Source organism: Hyphomicrobium nitrativorans NL23 (assembly GCF_000503895.1).
GTDB classification, from domain to species: domain Bacteria; phylum Pseudomonadota; class Alphaproteobacteria; order Rhizobiales; family Hyphomicrobiaceae; genus Hyphomicrobium_C; species Hyphomicrobium_C nitrativorans.
Genome location: NC_022997.1, coordinates 1,450,113 through 1,468,633, shown reverse-complemented (window position 1 = coordinate 1,468,633; position 18,521 = coordinate 1,450,113). Strand labels below are relative to the sequence as shown.

The 18,521-nt window shown below is 63.7% G+C and carries 14 protein-coding genes; 11 read left to right on the top strand and 3 right to left on the bottom strand.

The features are described from left to right. Nucleotides 1-37 precede the first annotated feature (37 nt). From aceE to W911_RS17270, 4 genes are all read left to right on the top strand, one after another. Nucleotides 38-2,707, top strand: coding sequence for a pyruvate dehydrogenase (acetyl-transferring), homodimeric type (aceE, locus tag W911_RS06795; protein WP_023786794.1), 2,670 nt, complete (start codon nt 38-40; stop codon nt 2,705-2,707). A 53-nt stretch (nt 2,708-2,760) separates the two neighbouring features. After that, nucleotides 2,761-4,044 (top strand): dihydrolipoyllysine-residue acetyltransferase, encoded by a 1,284-nt coding sequence (aceF, locus tag W911_RS06790; RefSeq protein WP_041316385.1) that lies wholly within the window; start codon nt 2,761-2,763, stop codon nt 4,042-4,044. Nucleotides 4,045-4,050: 6 nt separating this feature from the next. Continuing rightward, nucleotides 4,051-5,481 carry a dihydrolipoyl dehydrogenase gene (gene lpdA, locus W911_RS06785; RefSeq protein WP_081717665.1) on the top strand — a complete coding sequence of 477 codons (1,431 nt, stop codon included), beginning with the start codon at nt 4,051-4,053 and terminating at the stop codon, nt 5,479-5,481. Between the two features lie 635 nt (nt 5,482-6,116). Then, nucleotides 6,117-8,735 carry an autotransporter family protein gene (locus W911_RS17270; protein WP_158412842.1) on the top strand — a complete coding sequence of 873 codons (2,619 nt, stop codon included), beginning with the start codon at nt 6,117-6,119 and terminating at the stop codon, nt 8,733-8,735. Nucleotides 8,736-8,787: 52 nt separating this feature from the next. On the opposite strand, the gene W911_RS06775 is transcribed toward W911_RS17270, so the two are convergent. After that, a complete protein-coding gene (locus tag W911_RS06775; RefSeq protein WP_023786792.1) occupies nt 8,788-9,135 on the bottom strand; it encodes a Rap1a/Tai family immunity protein in 348 nt (115 codons plus the stop codon). A 20-nt stretch (nt 9,136-9,155) separates the two neighbouring features. Next, a complete protein-coding gene (locus W911_RS06770; protein ID WP_023786791.1) occupies nt 9,156-9,422 on the bottom strand; it encodes a hypothetical protein in 267 nt (88 codons plus the stop codon). Between the two features lie 185 nt (nt 9,423-9,607). On the opposite strand from W911_RS06770, the gene W911_RS06765 reads away from it, so the two are divergent. Further along, entirely contained in the window at nt 9,608-9,802 is a 195-nt protein-coding gene (locus W911_RS06765; RefSeq protein WP_023786790.1) for a hypothetical protein, read from the top strand. 543 nt (nt 9,803-10,345) lie between these two features. Here W911_RS06765 and W911_RS18550 read toward each other — a convergent pair. Beyond that, nucleotides 10,346-10,582, bottom strand: coding sequence for an IS1182 family transposase (locus W911_RS18550; RefSeq protein ID WP_051388524.1), 237 nt, complete (start codon nt 10,580-10,582; stop codon nt 10,346-10,348). A gap of 141 nt (nt 10,583-10,723) precedes the next feature. Here W911_RS18550 and W911_RS06750 point away from each other — a divergent pair, with 141 nt between their 5' ends. From W911_RS06750 to cas1c, 6 genes are all read left to right on the top strand, one after another. Then, the gene (locus tag W911_RS06750) at nt 10,724-13,060 is read left to right on the top strand and encodes a CRISPR-associated helicase/endonuclease Cas3 (protein WP_041316383.1); all 2,337 of its coding nucleotides are present in this window, start codon (nt 10,724-10,726) and stop codon (nt 13,058-13,060) included. Nucleotides 13,061-13,132: 72 nt separating this feature from the next. Continuing rightward, a complete protein-coding gene (gene cas5c, locus W911_RS06745; protein ID WP_023786787.1) occupies nt 13,133-13,828 on the top strand; it encodes a type I-C CRISPR-associated protein Cas5c in 696 nt (231 codons plus the stop codon). Between the two features lie 277 nt (nt 13,829-14,105). After that, nucleotides 14,106-15,854 (top strand): type I-C CRISPR-associated protein Cas8c/Csd1, encoded by a 1,749-nt coding sequence (gene cas8c, locus W911_RS06740; protein ID WP_023786786.1) that lies wholly within the window; start codon nt 14,106-14,108, stop codon nt 15,852-15,854. After that, entirely contained in the window at nt 15,851-16,798 is a 948-nt protein-coding gene (gene cas7c / locus W911_RS06735) for a type I-C CRISPR-associated protein Cas7/Csd2 (protein ID WP_023786785.1), read from the top strand. The genes cas8c and cas7c overlap by 4 nt, the downstream gene beginning before the upstream one ends. 16 nt (nt 16,799-16,814) lie before the next feature. Next, nucleotides 16,815-17,474, top strand: coding sequence for a CRISPR-associated protein Cas4 (gene cas4 / locus W911_RS06730; protein ID WP_023786784.1), 660 nt, complete (start codon nt 16,815-16,817; stop codon nt 17,472-17,474). Then, the gene (gene cas1c / locus W911_RS06725) at nt 17,471-18,505 is read left to right on the top strand and encodes a type I-C CRISPR-associated endonuclease Cas1c (RefSeq protein ID WP_023786783.1); all 1,035 of its coding nucleotides are present in this window, start codon (nt 17,471-17,473) and stop codon (nt 18,503-18,505) included. The genes cas4 and cas1c overlap by 4 nt, the downstream gene beginning before the upstream one ends. The last annotated feature ends 16 nt before the right edge of the window (nt 18,506-18,521 follow it).

Genomic DNA, 18,521 nt, shown 5'->3' with positions numbered 1-18,521 from the left:
TGCGCTCCGGTGCGCGCAACGCGAGGCCATTGATCCCATGAACGACCAGATCGACGACAGGAACGCGGAGCGTCGCGAATGGGAGGACGCGATCTCGTCCGTCCTTGCATTCGAAGGCCGGCATCAGGCGGACAAGGTGCTGAGCGGCGCCGTGGAGATTGCGCGCCGGTCCGGAGCACGGCTGCCCTTTGCCGCCCACACGGCCTACGTCAACACCATTCCCGCCGACGAGGAGCCGCCGCACACGGGCGTGCGCGAGGTCGAGCACCGCATCCGCTCGGCGATCCGCTGGAATGCGGCGATGATCGTGCTGCGCGCCAACAAGACATCGTCGGACCTCGGCGGGCACATCGCAAGCTTCCAATCGGCGGCAACGCTTTACGACACGGGGTTCGAGCATTTCTGGCATGCGCCCTCCGAGAACCACGGCGGCGACCTCTTGTTTATCCAGGGCCATTCTTCGCCCGGCATCTATGCCCGCGCCTTCCTCGAAGGCCGCCTCACGGAAGAGCAGCTCTCGGCCTTCCGCCAGGAGGTGGACGGCCTCGGCCTCTCCTCCTATCCCCATCCATGGCTGATGCCGGACTTCTGGCAGTTCCCCACCGTCTCGATGGGCCTCGGGCCGATCATGGCGATCTACCAGGCGCGATTCCTGAAATATCTTCACGGCCGCAACTTCGCCGATACGTCCAACCGCCACGTGTGGGCGTTCTGCGGCGACGGCGAGATGGACGAACCCGAGAGCCTCGGCGCCATCGCGCTCGCGGGCCGCGAGAAGCTCGACAACCTGATCTTCGTCGTCAACTGCAACCTGCAGCGACTGGATGGCCCGGTGCGCGGCAACGGTAAGATCGTCCAGGAGCTCGAAGGCGTGTTCCGCGGCGCGGGCTGGAACGTCATCAAGGTGATCTGGGGCTCGAACTGGGACCCGCTGCTCGCAGCCGACACCTCGGGCCGCCTGCGCCAGCTCATGGAGGAATGCGTCGACGGCGAATACCAGGACTTCAAGTCCAAGGACGGCGCCTATATCCGCGAGAACTTCTTCGGCCGCTATCCGGAAACGGCGGCCATGGTGGCGAATTGGTCCGACGACGAGATCTGGAAGCTGACGCGCGGCGGGCACGACCCCTCCAAGGTCTACGCCGCCTACAAGCGCGCCGTCACTCACACCGGCCAGCCGACGGTGATCCTCGCCAAGACCGTCAAGGGCTACGGCATGGGCAAGGCCGCCGAAGCTCAGATGATCATCCATCAGCAGAAGAAGATGGATATCGACGCGCTGCGCCAGTTCCGCGACAGGTTCCAGGTGCCGGTCCCCGATGAGCGGATCGGCGAGCTGCCGTTCGTGCGCTTTGCGGAGGATTCGGAGGAGGCGGGCTATCTGCGCGCCAGGCGGGCGGAGCTCGGCGGCTTCCTGCCGGCACGGCGCCGGCGCTCGGAGAGCCTCGCGGCCCCCGAGCTGTCGCAGTTCGACGCCCTGCTCAAGGCGACGCCCGGACGCGAGATCTCGACGACGATGGCCTTCGTGCGCCTGCTCTCGACGCTGCTCCGCGACAAGACGCTGGGTCCGCGCGTGGTGCCGATCGTGCCCGACGAGAGCCGCACGTTCGGCATGGAGGGCATGTTCCGCCAGTTCGGAATCTTCAGCCAGGTGGGCCAGCTCTATCGCCCGTCGGATGCCGGCGAACTGATGTACTACCGCGAGGATCAGAAGGGCCAGATGCTGCAGGAGGGCATCAGCGAAGCCGGCGCCATGTCGTCGTGGATCGCGGCGGCGACCAGCTACTCGACCTCGAACGTACCGATGATCCCCTTCTACATCTTCTATTCGATGTTCGGCTTCCAGCGCATCGGCGACCTCGCCTGGGCGGCGGGCGACAGCCGCGCGCGGGGCTTCCTGATCGGCGGCACGAGCGGGCGAACGACCTTGAACGGCGAAGGGCTCCAGCACCAGGACGGACACAGCCATTTGATCGCCGCGACGATCCCGAACTGCGTCTCCTACGATCCGACTTTCGCCTACGAGGTCGCGGTGATCGTCCGCAACGGACTCGCGCGCATGATCGAACGGCAGGAGGACGTGTTCCACTACATCACCGTGCTCAACGAGAACTACGAGCATCCGGCGATGCCGGAAGGCGTGGAAGACGGCATCGTCAAGGGCATGTACCTGCTCAAGTCGACGAGCGGAACGGCGAAGGGGCGCCGCCACAGGGTGCAGTTGATGGGCTCGGGCGCCATCCTGCGCGAGGTCATCGCCGGCGCGGAGCTTCTCGAAAGCGACTTCGGCATCTCCGCCGACATCTGGAGCGTGACGAGCTTCACCGAGCTTGCCCGCGAGGCGCAGGAGGTCGAGCGCTGGAACCTGCTCAACCCCGAGGAGCCGCCGCGCACGCCTTACGTGACGCAGCTCCTCCGGGAGCGCGGCCCAGGGCCCGTGATCGCGTCGACCGACTATACCAAGGCGTTCGCCGAGCAGATCCGGCCCTTCGTGCCCAACGCCTACCGCGTGCTCGGCACCGACGGCTTCGGCCGCTCAGATACCCGCCGCAAGCTGCGCTTCCATTTCGAGGTCGACCGCCATTTCGTCGTCGCCTCGACGCTGAAGGCGCTCGCGGACGAGAACCGGATCCCGTCGTCCCGCGTGTCGGACGCGTTGGCGCGATACGGCATCCGTCCCGACAAGCCCAACCCCGTAAAAATCTAAGCTCCAACCCGAGCGTGGAAAGCCGCAGCCGGATCGGCAGCGTGGAGAACCGCATGTCCCTGATCGAAGTCAAAGTGCCGAATATCGGCGATTATTCCGGGGTACCCGTCATCGAAGTGCTCGTGACGGCGGGCGACGTCGTCAGCGTCGACGACCCGCTGGTGACGCTCGAATCCGACAAGGCGAGCATGGAGATCCCCGCGCCCTCGGCCGGCAAGGTCGCAGAGGTGCTCGTCAACGTCGGCGATACGGTGAGCGAGGGGCATCTCATTCTGAGGCTCGAAGCGGAGGCCAACGAAGCGGGCACGGCCGCCGCCGCCGATGCGCCCACGCCACCCGCGGCGGCTCGGCCCGAGGCAGATCCGGACGGGCCTGCCGATCCCTCACCGCCGCCCGCATCTTCTAACGTATCGTCCAACACGAGCGTGCTTCCGGCGCCCGCCGATTTCGACGGCCTCAACGCGAGCCCGTCCGTACGGCGCCTCGCGCGCGAACTCGACATCGATCTCGCGGCGCTCAAGGGAACGGGCGAGAAGGGTCGGATCACGAAAGCCGATGTGAAGGCGGCCCTCGGCGGCGGGTCCGCGACGGGACGCGCGCTCACAATCGCGGATGTCCCTCAGCCGGATTTCTCGAAATTCGGTCCCGTCACGGTCGCACCCTTATCGCGCCTGAAGCGGCTCTCGGGTCCGCACCTGCACCGCGCCTGGGTCAGCATTCCGCACGTGACCCACACCGACGAGGCGGACATCACCGAACTTGAAACCTACCGCAGAACCCTCGACGCCGAAGCGCGGGCCAAGGGCTACCGCGTCACCATGCTGTCCTTCCTCATGATGGCGAGCGTCGCGACGTTGAAACAGTTCCCGGAGTTCAACGCCTCCCTATCCCCCGACGGCCAGTCCCTCATCCTCAAGAGGTATTACAACATCGGTGTCGCGGTCGACACGCCGGACGGGCTCGTCGTGCCGGTCATCAAAGACGCGGATCGCAAGCGGATCCTTGAGCTCAGCCAGGAGCTGTCCACGGTCTCGCAGCGCATGCGCGACGGCAAGATCGCGCCGGCCGACATCCAGGGCGGGACGTTCTCGATTTCGAGCCTGGGCGGTATCGGCGGCACGGGCTTCACGCCGATTGTCAACGCGCCGGAGGTGGCCATTCTCGGCGTCGTGCGCGCGGTGACGCGGCCGGTATGGAACGGCGAGACCTTCACGCCCCGCCTCATGCTGCCGCTCTGCGTCTCCTACGATCACCGCGTGATCGACGGCGCGCTCGCCGCACGCTTCACGCGCCGCCTCGCCGAGATCCTCGGCGACGTTCGCCAGCTCGTTCTCTAGGTGCGTATGACAAAAGCTCCTGACATCGAAACCGATCTCCTCGTGCTGGGCGCTGGCCCGGGCGGCTACACCGCCGCGTTTCGCGCCGCCGACCTGGGCAAGACCGTTGTGCTCGTCGAGCGCGCACCCGTTCTCGGCGGCGTGTGCCTCAACGTCGGATGCATCCCCTCGAAAGCGCTGCTGCACACCGCCAAGGTGATCGAGGAGACGCGCGAGATGGCCGGCGCGGGGCTGCGTTTCGGCGCGCCCGACATCGATCTCGGCCAGCTCCGTGCCTGGAAGACCGGCATCGTCGGCAAGCTGACGTCCGGACTCTCCGGCCTCGCGAGGCAGCGCAAGGTGACCGTCGTCACCGGCACCGGCCGGTTCGTCTCACCGCACGCGCTTGAGGTGGTGCACGAGGGTGCCGTGCAGCGCATCGGCTTCGCGCAGGCTATCGTCGCGGCCGGATCGGAGCCGGCGAGGCTGCCGTTCGTTCCGCACGACGACCCGCGCGTGCTCGATTCCACCGGCGCGCTCGACCTGGAGGATGTCCCCAAGCGGCTGCTCGTCATCGGCGGCGGCATCATCGGCCTTGAGATGGCGACCGTCTATCACGCGCTCGGCAGCACGGTGAGCGTGGTGGAGGTGACCGACCAGCTCATTCCCGGCGTCGATCGCGACATCGTGGCCCCGCTCATGAAGCGCGTGGAGGCGCGCTACGAGGCGATCCACCTCGGGACCAGGGTGACGAAGGTCGAGCCCGGCGACACCGGGCTGACCGTTGCCTTCGAAGGTCCCGCCGCACCGCAAAGCAAAACCTTCGACAAGGTTCTTGTCGCGGTCGGGCGCGTGCCAAACGGCAAACTGCTGAATCTGGAAGCGGCCGGCGTCGGCGTCGACGACCGCGGCTTCGTGCCCGTCGATCGTCGTATGCGCACCAACGTCCCGCATATCTTCGCCATCGGCGACATCGTCGGCCAGCCGATGCTCGCCCACAAGGCCGTGCACGAGGGTAAGGTCGCCGCCGAGGTGGCGGCCGGGCTCGCCTCCGCCTTCGATGCGCGCGTGATCCCCTCCGTCGCCTACACGGACCCGGAGGTGGCCTGGGTGGGCCTGACCGAGACGGAGGCCAAGGCCAACGGCGTATCGTACGGCAAGGGGGCCTTCCCCTGGGCCGCATCGGGACGCGCGCTCTCGCTCGGCCGCGACGAGGGACTGACGAAGGTGCTGTTCGATCCCGAAACGCATCGCATTCTGGGCTGCGGCATCGTCGGCCCCAACGCCGGCGATCTCATCGCCGAGGCGGCACTCGCCATCGAAATGGGCGCCGACGCAGCCGACATCGCCGCCACCATCCATCCGCACCCGACGCTATCGGAGACGATCGCACAAGCCGCCGAGATGTTCGAGGGCACGATCACGGACCTGATGCCGAAACCGGCGCGCCGCACCTGAGCGGGGGCTCGCCCGTCACCGCAGATCACGATACCGACGGGCCGGGTTTCAAGCTTTTCTAGTCCATCACGACCTGCATGGGCATCGGAACGTGGCGGAAGCGGTGAGGCCCGAGCCGCGCTTTGCATCGTCCGCGTGCCGCCCTGGTCGACGACCGGAGTGGTCTGTTGCAGCACGAGCTTGTCGGTGGGAAGAAAGTTGATGCGAACGTCGTCGCTTTCCCGTCGCGCCGCCGATAGCGACGATCCTCGCGCGCTCGTCTGCCACGACAGGCCACAGCGCCATTGTGCCTCGATGCCAAAGGGTCACACTCAGGCGACGCTACGAGGTTAAACGCAAGCCATCCGTACTGCTACGGATGGTGGCTGAGCCCAACCTGCTTATTGTCCGCTAACGAATTTTGATCCCTTCGACACGTATCGCGTTCCAGATGTGGCCGGGAGGCCAACGCCATGTCGCGCGACCTGACTACGCAAGGTCTTGGAATTTGGCCTTTATCCCTCTGCATCCTTTTGGTCTTGGGGGCTGCTGAAGGCTTGGCCTCGGGGCGCGGTGGAAACGGCACTGCGGGAACAGGCGGCACTCCTTCGGGGAGCCTCGTCAATGCACCTGCCTCTACTGGCCAGGGCTCGTCGGTGCAGAATTCCAATACCGTCAGCGGTGGTGGCGGCGGCGGCGGCGGTAGCGGCACCACCGGCGGCAACGGTGGACATGGCTCCGCAACGCTTGGCGTCGGAGGCGCCGGGGGCACCACTGCGGGTGCAGACGGCGGCGCAGGTAGCAGCGGCGGCACTTATGGTGCAGGTGGCGGCGGTGGCGGGGCGCACGGCTATTTATCTCCATCCCTTTTGCCGACTGTGGACGTCAAAGGAGGCGACGGAGGTGGCGGCGGTCACAGCACCGGCGGTGGCGGCGGCGGCGGCGGAGGCGGCAACGGCGTCGTTGTCAATGGTTCAAACTTTACCGGGATCATCAGCACCATTGTAGCGGGAGGCAACGGAGGCCATGGAGGAAACGGCGGCTCCACAGCCGAGGGCGGCTCGGGTGGCCGCGGCGGCGAAGGCTTGTATGTTCTCCATAGTGGCCATGATATCGAAATTACCGGCACGATAACCGGGGGAAATGGTGGCAATCTTGGGTCGGCGGGGGCGGGGGTCAACACAGGATATGCCGGAAACGGCGCTAACGCCGTTTGGCTCTACAACAGCCGTCTTGCCGTGACAGGAACAGTCAGCGGCGGCAATGCCGGTGCAGGTGGCCCAGCCAACGGAGGCCACGGTGTCTACGGTGAAAACGTCGATCTTGTCGTGACAGGAACGATCCGAGGCGGCATCAATTCGGACAGCAGCCAGGCGTTGGCAGTTCGCTTCACAGGTGGCACGAACTCGGTGACGATAGAACCAACCGCCTCCTTTGTCGGGGGCGTGCAGGGCGCAGGCAATGACGCGATCGTGCTGAGCGGAGCGACCGACGGCAGCATCGCTTACACCACGCAGTTCAACGGTTTTTCTGAGCTGGTCAAAAACGGCACCTCAGCATGGACGCTGACGGGCAGCAACTTTACCGGCAACACGACGATCAATTCCGGACGGCTCGAAGTAGACGGACAGGTTGGAGGCGCAGGCGCAACGACAAACGTCGTCGGCGGAACACTCGGCGGTACGGGCACGATTGTCGGCACATTGAACGTTGGGCCGGGCGCGATCCACGCGCCGGGCAACTCTATCGGAACGCAAACCGTGAACGGCCCGTACATTCTTCAGGCCGGATCGATCCTCGAAATCGAAGTCAACGCCGCAGGCCAGAGCGATCTCGTGATCGTCAACGGCACGGTCGACATCACGGGCGCAGCGTTGCGTGTGCTGGCCGAGAACGGCAATTACGCTGCCGCGACGGACTATTTGATTATCGACAACGACGGTGTTGACGCCGTGGTCGGCACGTTCGCGCCGATCACGAGCAATCTTGCGTTTCTCACCCCGAGCGTGAGCTATACCGGCGGTGACGGAAACGATGTCGTGCTGACCATGACGCGCAATTCCACCGCGCTCACGAGCGTCGCAGATACGCCGAACCAGACGGCGGTTGCCGGTGCCATGAACGGCCTGCCCCCAACAAACCCGCTCGTGAACATCGTGCTCGGCCAAAGCGCTGAAGGTGCGCGCCAATCCTTCGACGCGCTCTCGGGCGAAGTCCACGCGACGTTGAGCGCGACGCTCGCGCGCGACAGCCGCTTCACGCGCAACGCGCTCTTTGCGCGGCTTCAGCAGGCGTTCCATGCGCGCGGTGCGGCGGGAAGCACCACGCAAACGGCTTCGCTCGCCAACACCGGCACGACCTCCGTCGCGGGCAGCTTCGACGCGCCAATGATGGGCCTCGGCATGGGGAGCGGCAGCGCATCCGGCTATGACGCACCGCCTCCCGCATCTCCGCTGGTGTTCTGGACGCAGGCGTTCGGCTCGTGGGGCGACACGGACGGCGACGGCAATGCCGCAACCGCCAAGCGCACCATCGGCGGCTTCCTCTCCGGCGTCGATACCGGCATCGGATACGGCTGGCGCGCAGGCGCAGCGCTCGGCTACTCGCGCTCGAACGTCAGCGTCTCGCAGCGCATCTCGTCGGCCGAGATCGACAGCTATCATCTTGCAGCTTACACCGGCGGCCCGGTCGGCGCGTTCGCGCTGCGCGGCGGCGCATCCTGGAGCTGGAGCGACATCGACACCGAGCGCACGGTCGTCTTCCCGGGCTTCCTCGACCGCGTGGAAGCCGACTACGACGGCGACACGGGGCAGATCTTCGGCGAGATCGCGTTGCCTCTCACTGCAGGCGGCCTCGCCTACGAACCGTTCGCCGGTCTTGCTTACGCCCACGTCTCGACGGACCGCTTTACCGAACAGGGCGGCGCAGCCGCACTCGACGGCTTCGGCGGCTCACAGGATGTCGGCTTCTCGACGCTCGGCATCCGCTTTGCCGCGACCACGCGGATCGGCGGCACGACCGTCACGCCGCGTGCCTCTATCGCGTGGCAGCACGCTTTCGGCGATACTGATCCGACGCGCGCGCTTGCGTTCGCGAGCGGCGCACCGGGCATGACGATTACGGGCGTTCCGCTTGCGCGCAATGCCGCACTGATCGAAGCGGGCCTCGACATCAGCCTCTCTCCGTCAGCCACGCTTGGCATCTCCTACAACGGCGAGATCGCAAGCGACGTCGAAGACCACGGCGTGACCGGGCGTATGAACTGGCGGTTCTGAACAGCGGAGCGTGTCGCTCGCCTCGGTTCAGGCGTCGCGACATACCTCTGTGCTAGTCCCGCTTGCAGGGATATGCGCGAGCCCAGGCCAAGTGGGCCAATTGAACGGCACTGCCATGCAACAGTTCGGGACGGTCCTCTAGGAACCGGACGAAGGTTCGCATCATGTCGTTCACCGAAGCGTCGTCGGGAGCGCACCAGAGCGGGCCATCCGGCATCCGCTGGCTGGCGTAGAGTTCCATATGGATCAGCCCGCTCAGGTAGCCGATGCAGCCCTCTCGCGTGATGCTGTTTTCACAGATCTTGAGCCAGTACTTTCCCGAAACGGCATCGGTGGCCGGTGCGGCCGTAGCCGATAAAATCACGCTGAGAGCGACCAGCGCGCCAAGCAAAGAACGCATCGTTTCCCCTTAGCTCATTCCTAGAAGGCTTCGACATCCTCGATCGTAATGCGCGCGGGTCTTTGCCCCTCGTCGAAGCGCTTGCTGGCAAGCTCTCCGAAGCGCGCTTTGTACATCGAGAACGCGATCCGAGGATCGTAGACCTCTTTCTTCTGGATCGCTCGTTGCAGGCCGTCCCTGGTGATTTCGCAGGAGACGGTATCTCCCGTCTGCTCATCGCGCATCGAGAAGACAAACGTATCTCCGACGAAACCCATCAGGATATCGTCATTAAATACCAGCGGCATGGCTCCTCCTTTCACGGCTCGCCTATGTCGCCTGGAAGCGACGAGAGTTCAAGAGGCGCGAGGTGTGTACGGAATAGCCCCCGCGCATTCTGGAAACGCGGGATACTTTTCTGGACATAAAGCAAAGCCCGCTCATCAGCTTTCTGCATCTTGTATCCGACTGTTCGAAGAGACGGAGCAAGCCAATGGCAAAGAAAACGCGCCAGATCGCGCCGCCGGTCCAAGGTCGAGCGACATCGGAACCGCTTCACATCCCGGCAGCGGACTTATCGGACGAGGAACTGACAAGCGTGCAGGGCGGAGCGGCGCCAATTCCATTCGAAAAGCAGCTCGCAACGGATGCAGGCTTTATCGCGTCGAAGACGGAGGTCATTCACTGAGATGCGAAACGTACCTATGACAGGCCGAAACGGCGTTCGGTGCAAGCATGACGAAGCTTTGACCAGAGACGAGCCAGCACCCGAACGGAATGACAGCCTCGGGGACGGCGAACTCGCGTGCGTGGTCGGAGGCACTGGCATCGTCAAACGCACACAATTTATGTTGGCCGGCGCAAAGGCCTATGAGGCGCAGCGGAAGGCCCAGAACACGCACGATTAAGGCTCAGCGGAGCGGGTTCGAGAAGCGGGATCATAGCCAAGGTTCGTCACCTCACGGGCGACAATAAGATGATGCTTCGCCTCAACGGCAGTTCGCACATTGTAGCGGATCACACGGGGCTTTCTGCTCATCGTTGCTATGGCGCAAGCATCGGGATCGGTAAGCGAGACCTACGTCTCTCCGCTTTCGTCCATGCGCCGCTTGAGTTTCTCGCGAGCGAAGTTTTTCGCCTTGGCATTGACAGCTTTAAACTCTCGGCCGTCGATCGCCACGATGCTCGCACCCAGGAGGTCAAGACCGCGGCACAGCGCGACGAACTGCTGTCATACCTTACGGAAGACTGGACCGTTATCGCGGCGAAAGTCTGCGATGATCTTGACGTCGGATGCCAGGCGACCGGTGAGCCAGATCGGCTCCAGGTTCCGCCGGCACTCGCGCTCGAAACCGCGCGAGGACTGTACCTGGTTGAGATAGCCGTAGAGGTAGAGCTCGAAGATCGTTTCCGGATGGTCGTCTGAGCGGCCCGTCTCTTCAGGCGCGCCTTCGATGAACCGCCCCATTCAATCCTCCCGCCTACCTCGCGGAAATCGCATATTGGTTCGTCAGAATGCGCCCGTTTTCACGGCCTCCATGCAAATCCGATCGTGACACGGCCAAGTTGTTAGCCGAAGCTGAGAGCTTTCAACCGCACATAGTTTTGTATGCACTACGCACATTCGACGGAGAACGAAGATAAATCCGATTGGCAAACGCTTGTCGCCCACCTGCGTGAGGTTGCGGCGCTTGCGATGCAATTCGGGGATGCGTTCGGCGCCGGTCGCGCGGCAGCTCTCGCGGGTTGGCTGCACGACCTCGGCAAATACGCCGAGAAGTTCAAACTTTACATCGAAGGCAAGGGAGAGAACTGCGATCACTCGACCGCAGGCGCCAAGGCCGTCCTGGAGCTTGTCCGATCCGACTCGGATGACACCATCATGGCCGAACTCGTCGCGTATGCGATCGCTGGGCACCACGCGGGGCTGCCGGATCGTATCGGTGGATCGGGCGGATCGTTGAATGATCGCCTAAAAAAGAAAATTCCCATTCTCGATGCAGCGTGGAAAACCGAAGTCGAAGCGGAGACCGACAACCTTGTCCCCCGCAACTTCTCGCTGCGTCAGGGTGACGATCAATCGTTTTTCCAGATCGCATTTCTGGGCCGCATGATTTTTTCGTGCCTTGTAGACGCCGATCGCTTGAATACGGAGGCGCACCACGCTCACGTCACCGGCATCGAGGTCGACCGCACATGGCCCGAGCTGCCTAACGAAGTTGCGGGATTGGTCGCCGGCTTCGATGCGCATCTCGATGACAAGCTTGCAAAGCTCACCCCGGCCGAGCGCGCGGCTCCGCTCAATGTCCTGAGACGCGATGTTCTAGCGCACGTGCGCGGCCAGACGGCAATGCCCAAAGGTGTGTTCACCCTCGACGTGCCGACGGGAGGCGGCAAAACGCTGGCATCGCTTGCGTTTGCCTTGGAGCACGCACGCGCCTGGAGCATGAGGCGTATCGTGTACGCGGCCCCTTTCACGTCGATTATCGATCAGACCGCGCAGATTTTCCGCGACATACTTGGCGACGACGCGGTGCTCGAGCACCATGCGCAGGTCGACACGGAAAAGGATCTGCCTGAAGAGACCGGCGACCGGAACGCGCAAAGCAGGGAACGGAAGTTACGCCGCGCTATGGAGAACTGGGCCGCGCCCGTCGTCGTGACAACGAACGTACAGCTTTTCGAAAGCCTCTTCTCGCACCGGCCCTCGCGCTGCCGCAAGCTGCACAACCTCGCCAATGCGGTCATCGTACTTGACGAGGCACAGACAATACCACTGCCCGTGCTCCGTCCCTGCGTCGTGGCGCTCGATGAGCTTGCCCACAACTACGGCTGCACGATCGTGCTGTGCACGGCCACACAGCCCGCTCTCAAAGCACCGGACTTTAGATTTGGCTTCGAGACATCACATGAGCTGGCGCTCGAGCCCGCAAAGCTCCATACCGCGTTCGAACGCGTCACGTTCGAAATGGCTGGTGTCCTGAGCGACAATTCCTTGATCGAGCAGCTTCGCCAGGTGCCGCAGGGCCTCGTCATCGTCAACAGCCGCAAGCACGCGCGAGATCTTTTTCTCGCGGCCAAGGATGCGCGGATCGAAGGGCTGATCCACCTCACGACGCGTCAGATCGCCAACGACCGCGCCGAAATCCTGACGGAGATACGAGAGGAGCTGAAGCACAAGAAACCGTGCATCGTGATCGCCACGAGCCTGATTGAAGCCGGCGTCGACGTTTCGTTTCCACGCGTATGGCGCGCCGAGGCAGGTCTCGACCAGATCATCCAAGCCGCCGGCCGCTGTAACCGTGAATGGGAGCAACCAAAGGAGCACGCTCTTGTCGTTGTGTTCCAGCCGTCGGAGGCCAAGCCGCCGCCGGAGATCGCGGGTTTTGCCGATGCCATGGCCCGCGTGGCAAGAACATTTCCGGATCCACTCGTGAAGCCTGGCATCGAACTCTACTTCAGGGAAGTCTATTGGCAGCGTGGAGACAACCGACACCGGGATGGGCTTGACGACGTCCCGATGCCCAATCTCGACGGACGAAAAGCCCCAGCGAAAGTCCTCGATCAGTTCGCCGGAAACGATGGGAGCACCGATTTCTCCTACCGCAAGGTGGGAGAGAATTTCAGGCTCATCCGGGACGGCATGGCCCCGATCATAATCGCGACGGACGACCAATCGAAAACGATCCTGAGAAGGCTTCGCGACGGCACGATCACCGCAGGCCGCGCAGCGCGTGAGCTCCAGCGCTACCTGGTCCAGGTTCCGCCACGCCATCGGCAGCGGTTCGTCGACAATGGCCACGCCGAGTACGTCCCTGGCTTCGAGACGCAGTTCGTGGTCCTCAAGGAAAGCCTGATCAACACGATGTCGGGCTTTTACTCCCGCGAGCAGGGTCTGCTGTGGGAAAAGGGCGATGAACTGGGGATAGAGGGCAACATGATCTAGTCAGCCGGGCCCCAACGCTCGAACATCCGTGAACGTCCATATGACGGCGTGCCGCCCGCCGGAGGAGCCGCGATGAGTTACGGAGTTCGCCTTCTGGTGCAGGGCAAATACGCCTGCTTCACGCGCCCGGAGATGAAAGTGGAGCGGGTGTCGTATGACGTCATGACGCCTTCCGCGGCGCGCGGCATCCTCGAGGCGATCCACTGGAAGCCGGCGATCCGATGGATCGTCGACGAGATCCATGTCCTGAAACCTATCCGCTTTCAGTCCGTCCGCCGAAACGAGGTCGGCGCCAAGGCTCCGGCCGCCTCGATCCGCAAGGCGATGAGGACCGGAGACGTCGGCGATCTCGCGCTCGTCGTCGAGGACAACCGTCAGCAGCGCGCCTCGACGCTGCTGACGAACGTCGCCTACGTGATTTCCGCGCACTTCATCATGACATCGAGAGCCGGCGCTGAAGACAATGAAGGCAAGCACCTGGACACCTTCAACCGCCGCGCGCGCAAAGGTCAGTGCTTCCACCAGCCCTGCCTCGGCACGCGCGAGTTCCCGGCCGAGTTCGAATTGCTAGAAACCGGCGCTCCCGCGCCCGTTGCCGATCCCGACGACAGAACGGCGAGCCTCGGGTTCGGCACACCGCGCGACCTCGGCTTCATGCTCTACGACATCGACCACGCGGGCGACCGCTCGTCGATGGTCTTCCGCGCCACGCTCAAGGACGGGGTCGTAAAGGTGCCGGCCCCGGATTCGCCTGAGGTGAGGAGATGAAACTCCCAGGACTAGAGACTTTGAAGGCCCCCAATCCCAGGCTCTCCGCCAGGATCCGGATCAAGGCGGAGACACCCCTCCTCATTTACCTGATTCATGCTCGCGCCACGTCTATATCTACAGTTTGCCAGAAGATTATCATGGTGGTAGAAGTGGCAATGGCTCGTCGCCTAGTCGCTTCGAGTACGGAGGCGTGGATAGAAACTGGCAAACAGTTGATATGTAAAGGAAAATTGAAAGGCGGCGAGCCCACTTCACATTTGGTTGGAGCAACCGAATGACCGCGCTCGCCTCCCTCGCGCGCGCCTACGAGCGCATGGCCGCACGAGGCGAAACCCCGGCGCCCGGGTATTCCCCGCAGAGGATCGGCTTTCTCGTCTCGCTCACGTCCGACGGCCAGCCTTCAGGTCCCCCACACGATTTGCGGGAAGCCGACGGCCGCAGGAGAACAGCAGCGCTCATGGCGGTCCCGCAGCCCGGCAAACGCACGTCGGGCGTGATGCCGAACTTTCTGTGGGACAAGACCGCATACGCGCTCGGCGTCACAGCCGGTGAAGCGAAACGCACGGCGCAGGAGCACCGGGCATTCGCCGACAAGCACCGCGAATGGCTTGAAGGCACGACCGACGAAGGGCTTCTCGCGCTTCTTGGGTTTCTCGACTTCTGGACGCCCGAGAAATTCGGAGAACTCGGCTGGCCCGAGGACATGAAGGATCAGAACGTTGCCTTCGCCCTTGAGCGCGAGCGCCTCGACAACATCCGTATTCATGACCGCCCAGCGGCGAAAGCACTTTGGGCGCGGCTTTCGGGGGATGGCGAAAAGACCGACGCGCTATGCCTCGCGACCGGCGAGCGCGGCCCCCTCGCACGCTTGCATCCCGCGATCAAGGGCGTGTGGGGGGCACAAACGGCCGGCGCATCGATCGTGTCCTTCAACCTCAATGCCTTCACTTCCTACGGCAAAGAGCAAGGCGAAAACGCGCCACTGTCCGAGGCGGCGGCGATCGCCTACACCGAAGCCCTGAACGCATTTCTGCGCGGCACGCAAAATCGCATTCAGATCGGCGACGCCACGACGGTGTTTTGGGCCGATGCCTCGGATACAAACGCCGCCAGGAAGGCCGAAGGCCTGTTCGGCGCGTTCAGCAAGGTCACGGACCAAGGGGAGGCAAAGAAAGTCGCTGCGATCCTGGAGAGGATCCAGCGCGGGCTTCCGGTCGATGATTTTGATCCCGTCCGTGAGGGCGTGCGTTTCCATGTTCTCGGGCTGGCGCCGAACGCAGCCCGCCTCTCGGTGCGGTTCTACGTCGAAGACGATTTCGGCGAGATCGCCAGACGCTACGCAGACCATCACGAGCGCATGCGGATCGAGCCCGAGCCCAAGGACGGGTGGCCGCCAATGTGGCGGCTCCTCATTGAAACCGCAGCGCTTCGCAAAACGGAGAACATTCAGCCGAACCTTGCGGGTGATTGGATGCGCGCGATCCTCACAGGCTCGCCTTATCCCCTCACGCTACTTTCGTCGATCGTCATGCGCCTGCGCGCGGACCACGACGTCAACGCGCTGCGGGTCGCCATTCTCAAGTCCGTCCTCATAAGAAATTTCAAGGTGAAGGAGACGCCCGTGTCGCTCGATCCCGAATTCAAGGATGCCGGCTATCTGCTCGGGCGGTTGTTCGCGGTCTACGAGCAGGTCCAGGTCGCGGCGCTCGGCACCGGCGTCAACGCGACGGTCAAGGACAAATTCTTCGGCGCCGCCTCGGCCCAGCCGCGCAAGGTGTTCCACATTCTGGCGTCGGGCGCTTCGAACCATCTGTCCAAGGTCGCGAAGCAGAGCAAGGGGCGGCAAGTGAACCTCGAAAAGGCGATTTCGGCCATCATGGAACTGATGAAACCCGGTGACGATCCCTTTCCGGCCAGCCTGCCTGACAAGAGCCAAGCCTTATTCGCGCTCGGCTATTACCACCAGCGCAACGAATTCTTCCGCAAAGCCGAGAAAACGACCTCCGGGGAGGATGCTCAATGACCGCGCTCGCAAACCGCTATGACATCGTGTTCTTGTTCGACGTCAAGAACGGCAACCCGAACGGAGATCCGGACGCGGGCAACCTGCCGCGCATCGATCCCGAGACGAGCCACGGGCTGGTGTCCGATGTTTCGCTCAAGCGCAAGATCCGCAACTACACAGAGCTCGCGCGCGGGGCGGAGGCCGGCTATCGGATTTACGTGCAGGAGGGCTCGATCCTGAACGAGCGCCATCGCGAGGCTTACAAGGCCGAACGGCCGGGTGACGACACGGTCGAGAAGGCTCCAAAACTCAATCCCAGGAACGATGACGAGGCCAAGGCCCTTACCCGGTTCATGTGCGAGAATTTCTTCGACGTTCGCACATTCGGAGCCGTGATGAGCACCGGCATCAACGCTGGCCAGGTGCGCGGCCCCGTACAGGTCGCATTCGCCTCCTCGGTGGAAAAGATTCTGCCGCTCGAGATCTCGATCACCCGCATGGCTGCGACCAACGAGAAGGAGAAGGCCGCGCGCGAGAAGGATGCCGGAGACGATCGCACGGAGAACCGAACCATGGGCCGCAAGCATATCGTGCCCTACGGACTCTATCGCGCCCATATCTTCGTCAACGCCAAGCTGGCGGAGAGAACCGGGTTCAGCGACGCGGATCTGAAGCATCTCTTCGCGTCGCTGAAAGCCATGTTCGAGCACGACCGCTCGGCCGCGCGCGGAGAGATGGCAACGCGCCGCGTCGTCGCTTTCAAGCATGCCTCGGCGCTCGGAAACGCTCCTGCCCATCAGCTGTTCGAGCGCGTGAAAGTGCAGCGCAAAGTGGGGGACGACCTCTACGACGTCGACAGCGCGAAGCTGGACAACTACCCGCCGGCGCGCGCCTACTCCGACTATCAAGTGTCCGTCGATCTCAACGGTCTTCCGGACGGCGTGGAGGTGGTTGAGCTTTAGCGTACCGGAGCGAAGGATGCCTGAGCTCGACGACCCGATCCCGATTTCCGCCCTCCAACACGCGGTCTTCTGCATCCGCCAAGCCGCCCTCATCCATATCGAGCGCCTGTGGGAGGAGAACCGCTTCACGGCCGAGGGCCGCGTGCTGCATGAGGCCGCCCACGACCCGTCGCGCCGCACGCGCGGCTTGGTCCGCCGCGTCACGGCTTTGCCGCTCGCCTGCCGCCGCCTCAACCTTTCCGGCACGGCCGATCTCGTCGAGTTTCGAAGAGAGGCTCCTGGCGGCCCCGAAACTCCGTTTCCTGTCGAATACAAGCGCGGCAAACCGAAGCTACACCGCGCGGATGAGGTTCAGCTCTGCGCCCAGGCGTTCTGCCTTGAGGAGATGACGAACCGGAGCGTGACCGAAGGCGCGCTCTTCTACGGCGGAACCAAGCGGCGGGTGGTTGTGCCGTTTGACGTCGAGCTGCGGCGCCTCACGGAAGAGACCGCGCGCGCCTTTGGCTCTCTCCTCGCCGCCGGAGAGACACCACCTGCCGTCTATAAACATGATCGCTGCCGCGCCTGCTCACTCATCGACGTATGCCGCCCCAAGGCCACTACGAAGACAGCGGCCGGCTTCCTCCATCGTGCCGTGGAAGAGACGCTGTTGCGCGACGCGAGCGAGGCACCGTGAAAAAGCTGCTCAATACGCTCTATGTCACAACGGAAGGCGCATCCCTGCGCAAGGATGGGGAGAACCTCGTCGCAGAGGTCGAGAGTGCCGAACGTGCTCGCGTTCCCTTCCACATGCTGACGTCTCTGGTTGTGTTCGGCGGCATCTTCATATCGCCGCCGTTGATCCAGGCGCTTGCTCAGCTCGGCATAACGATCGTGCTACTCGATCGCGCCGGCCGGTTCCAGGCGCGGGTGGAAGGTCCCGTATCCGGCAACGTCCTTCTGCGACGAAAGCAATACAAGGTTGCCGAGCAGCCGGACGAGATTGTCCGCAGTTTCGTGACCGCCAAGATAGCCAATCAGCGCCTCGTCCTTCAGCGCGCCCTACGCGACTACGGATCGGACATGCCGCCCGACAGACGGGAGCGCGTGGAGCAGGTGGTCGATCGCCAGGCGGCAATTCTGCGCAAGGTCGCTTTCAAAACGCGCGGGCTCGATACCCTGCGCGGAGCCGAGGGTGAGGCTGCCCTCGGCTACTTTTCCGTGTTTGGAGATCTTATCCGCTCGCCCGATGCCGCCGTCTGCTTCCGCGGCCGCAGCCGCCGTCCTCCTCTCGATCCGGTGAATGCCGTCCTATCCTTTCTCTACACGCTTCTCACGCACGAGTGCCGAAGCGCGGCCGAGGGCGTAGGTCTCGATCCCGCCGTCGGTTTTCTTCATAGGGATCGCCCGGGGCGGCCCAGCCTGGCCCTCGACCTCATGGAGGAATTGCGCCCAATTTTCGCGGATCGCCTGGCGCTGTCCCTCATCAATCGCCGACAGCTACGCGCCGGAGATTTCGAATTCCAGGACAGTGGCGCCGTTCTACTGAACGATGACGGCCGGCGTACTGTTCTCACAGCTTGGCAGGAAAGGAAGAAGGAAGAGCGGCGGCATCCGTTTCTCGAAGAGGTGGCGCCCCTTGGCCTCGTCCCCCACCTTCAAGCGCTGCTTCTGGCTCGCCACCTGCGTGGCGATTTGGATGCCTATCCGCCGTGGATATGGAAATGAGACACGCAGCGTTCCG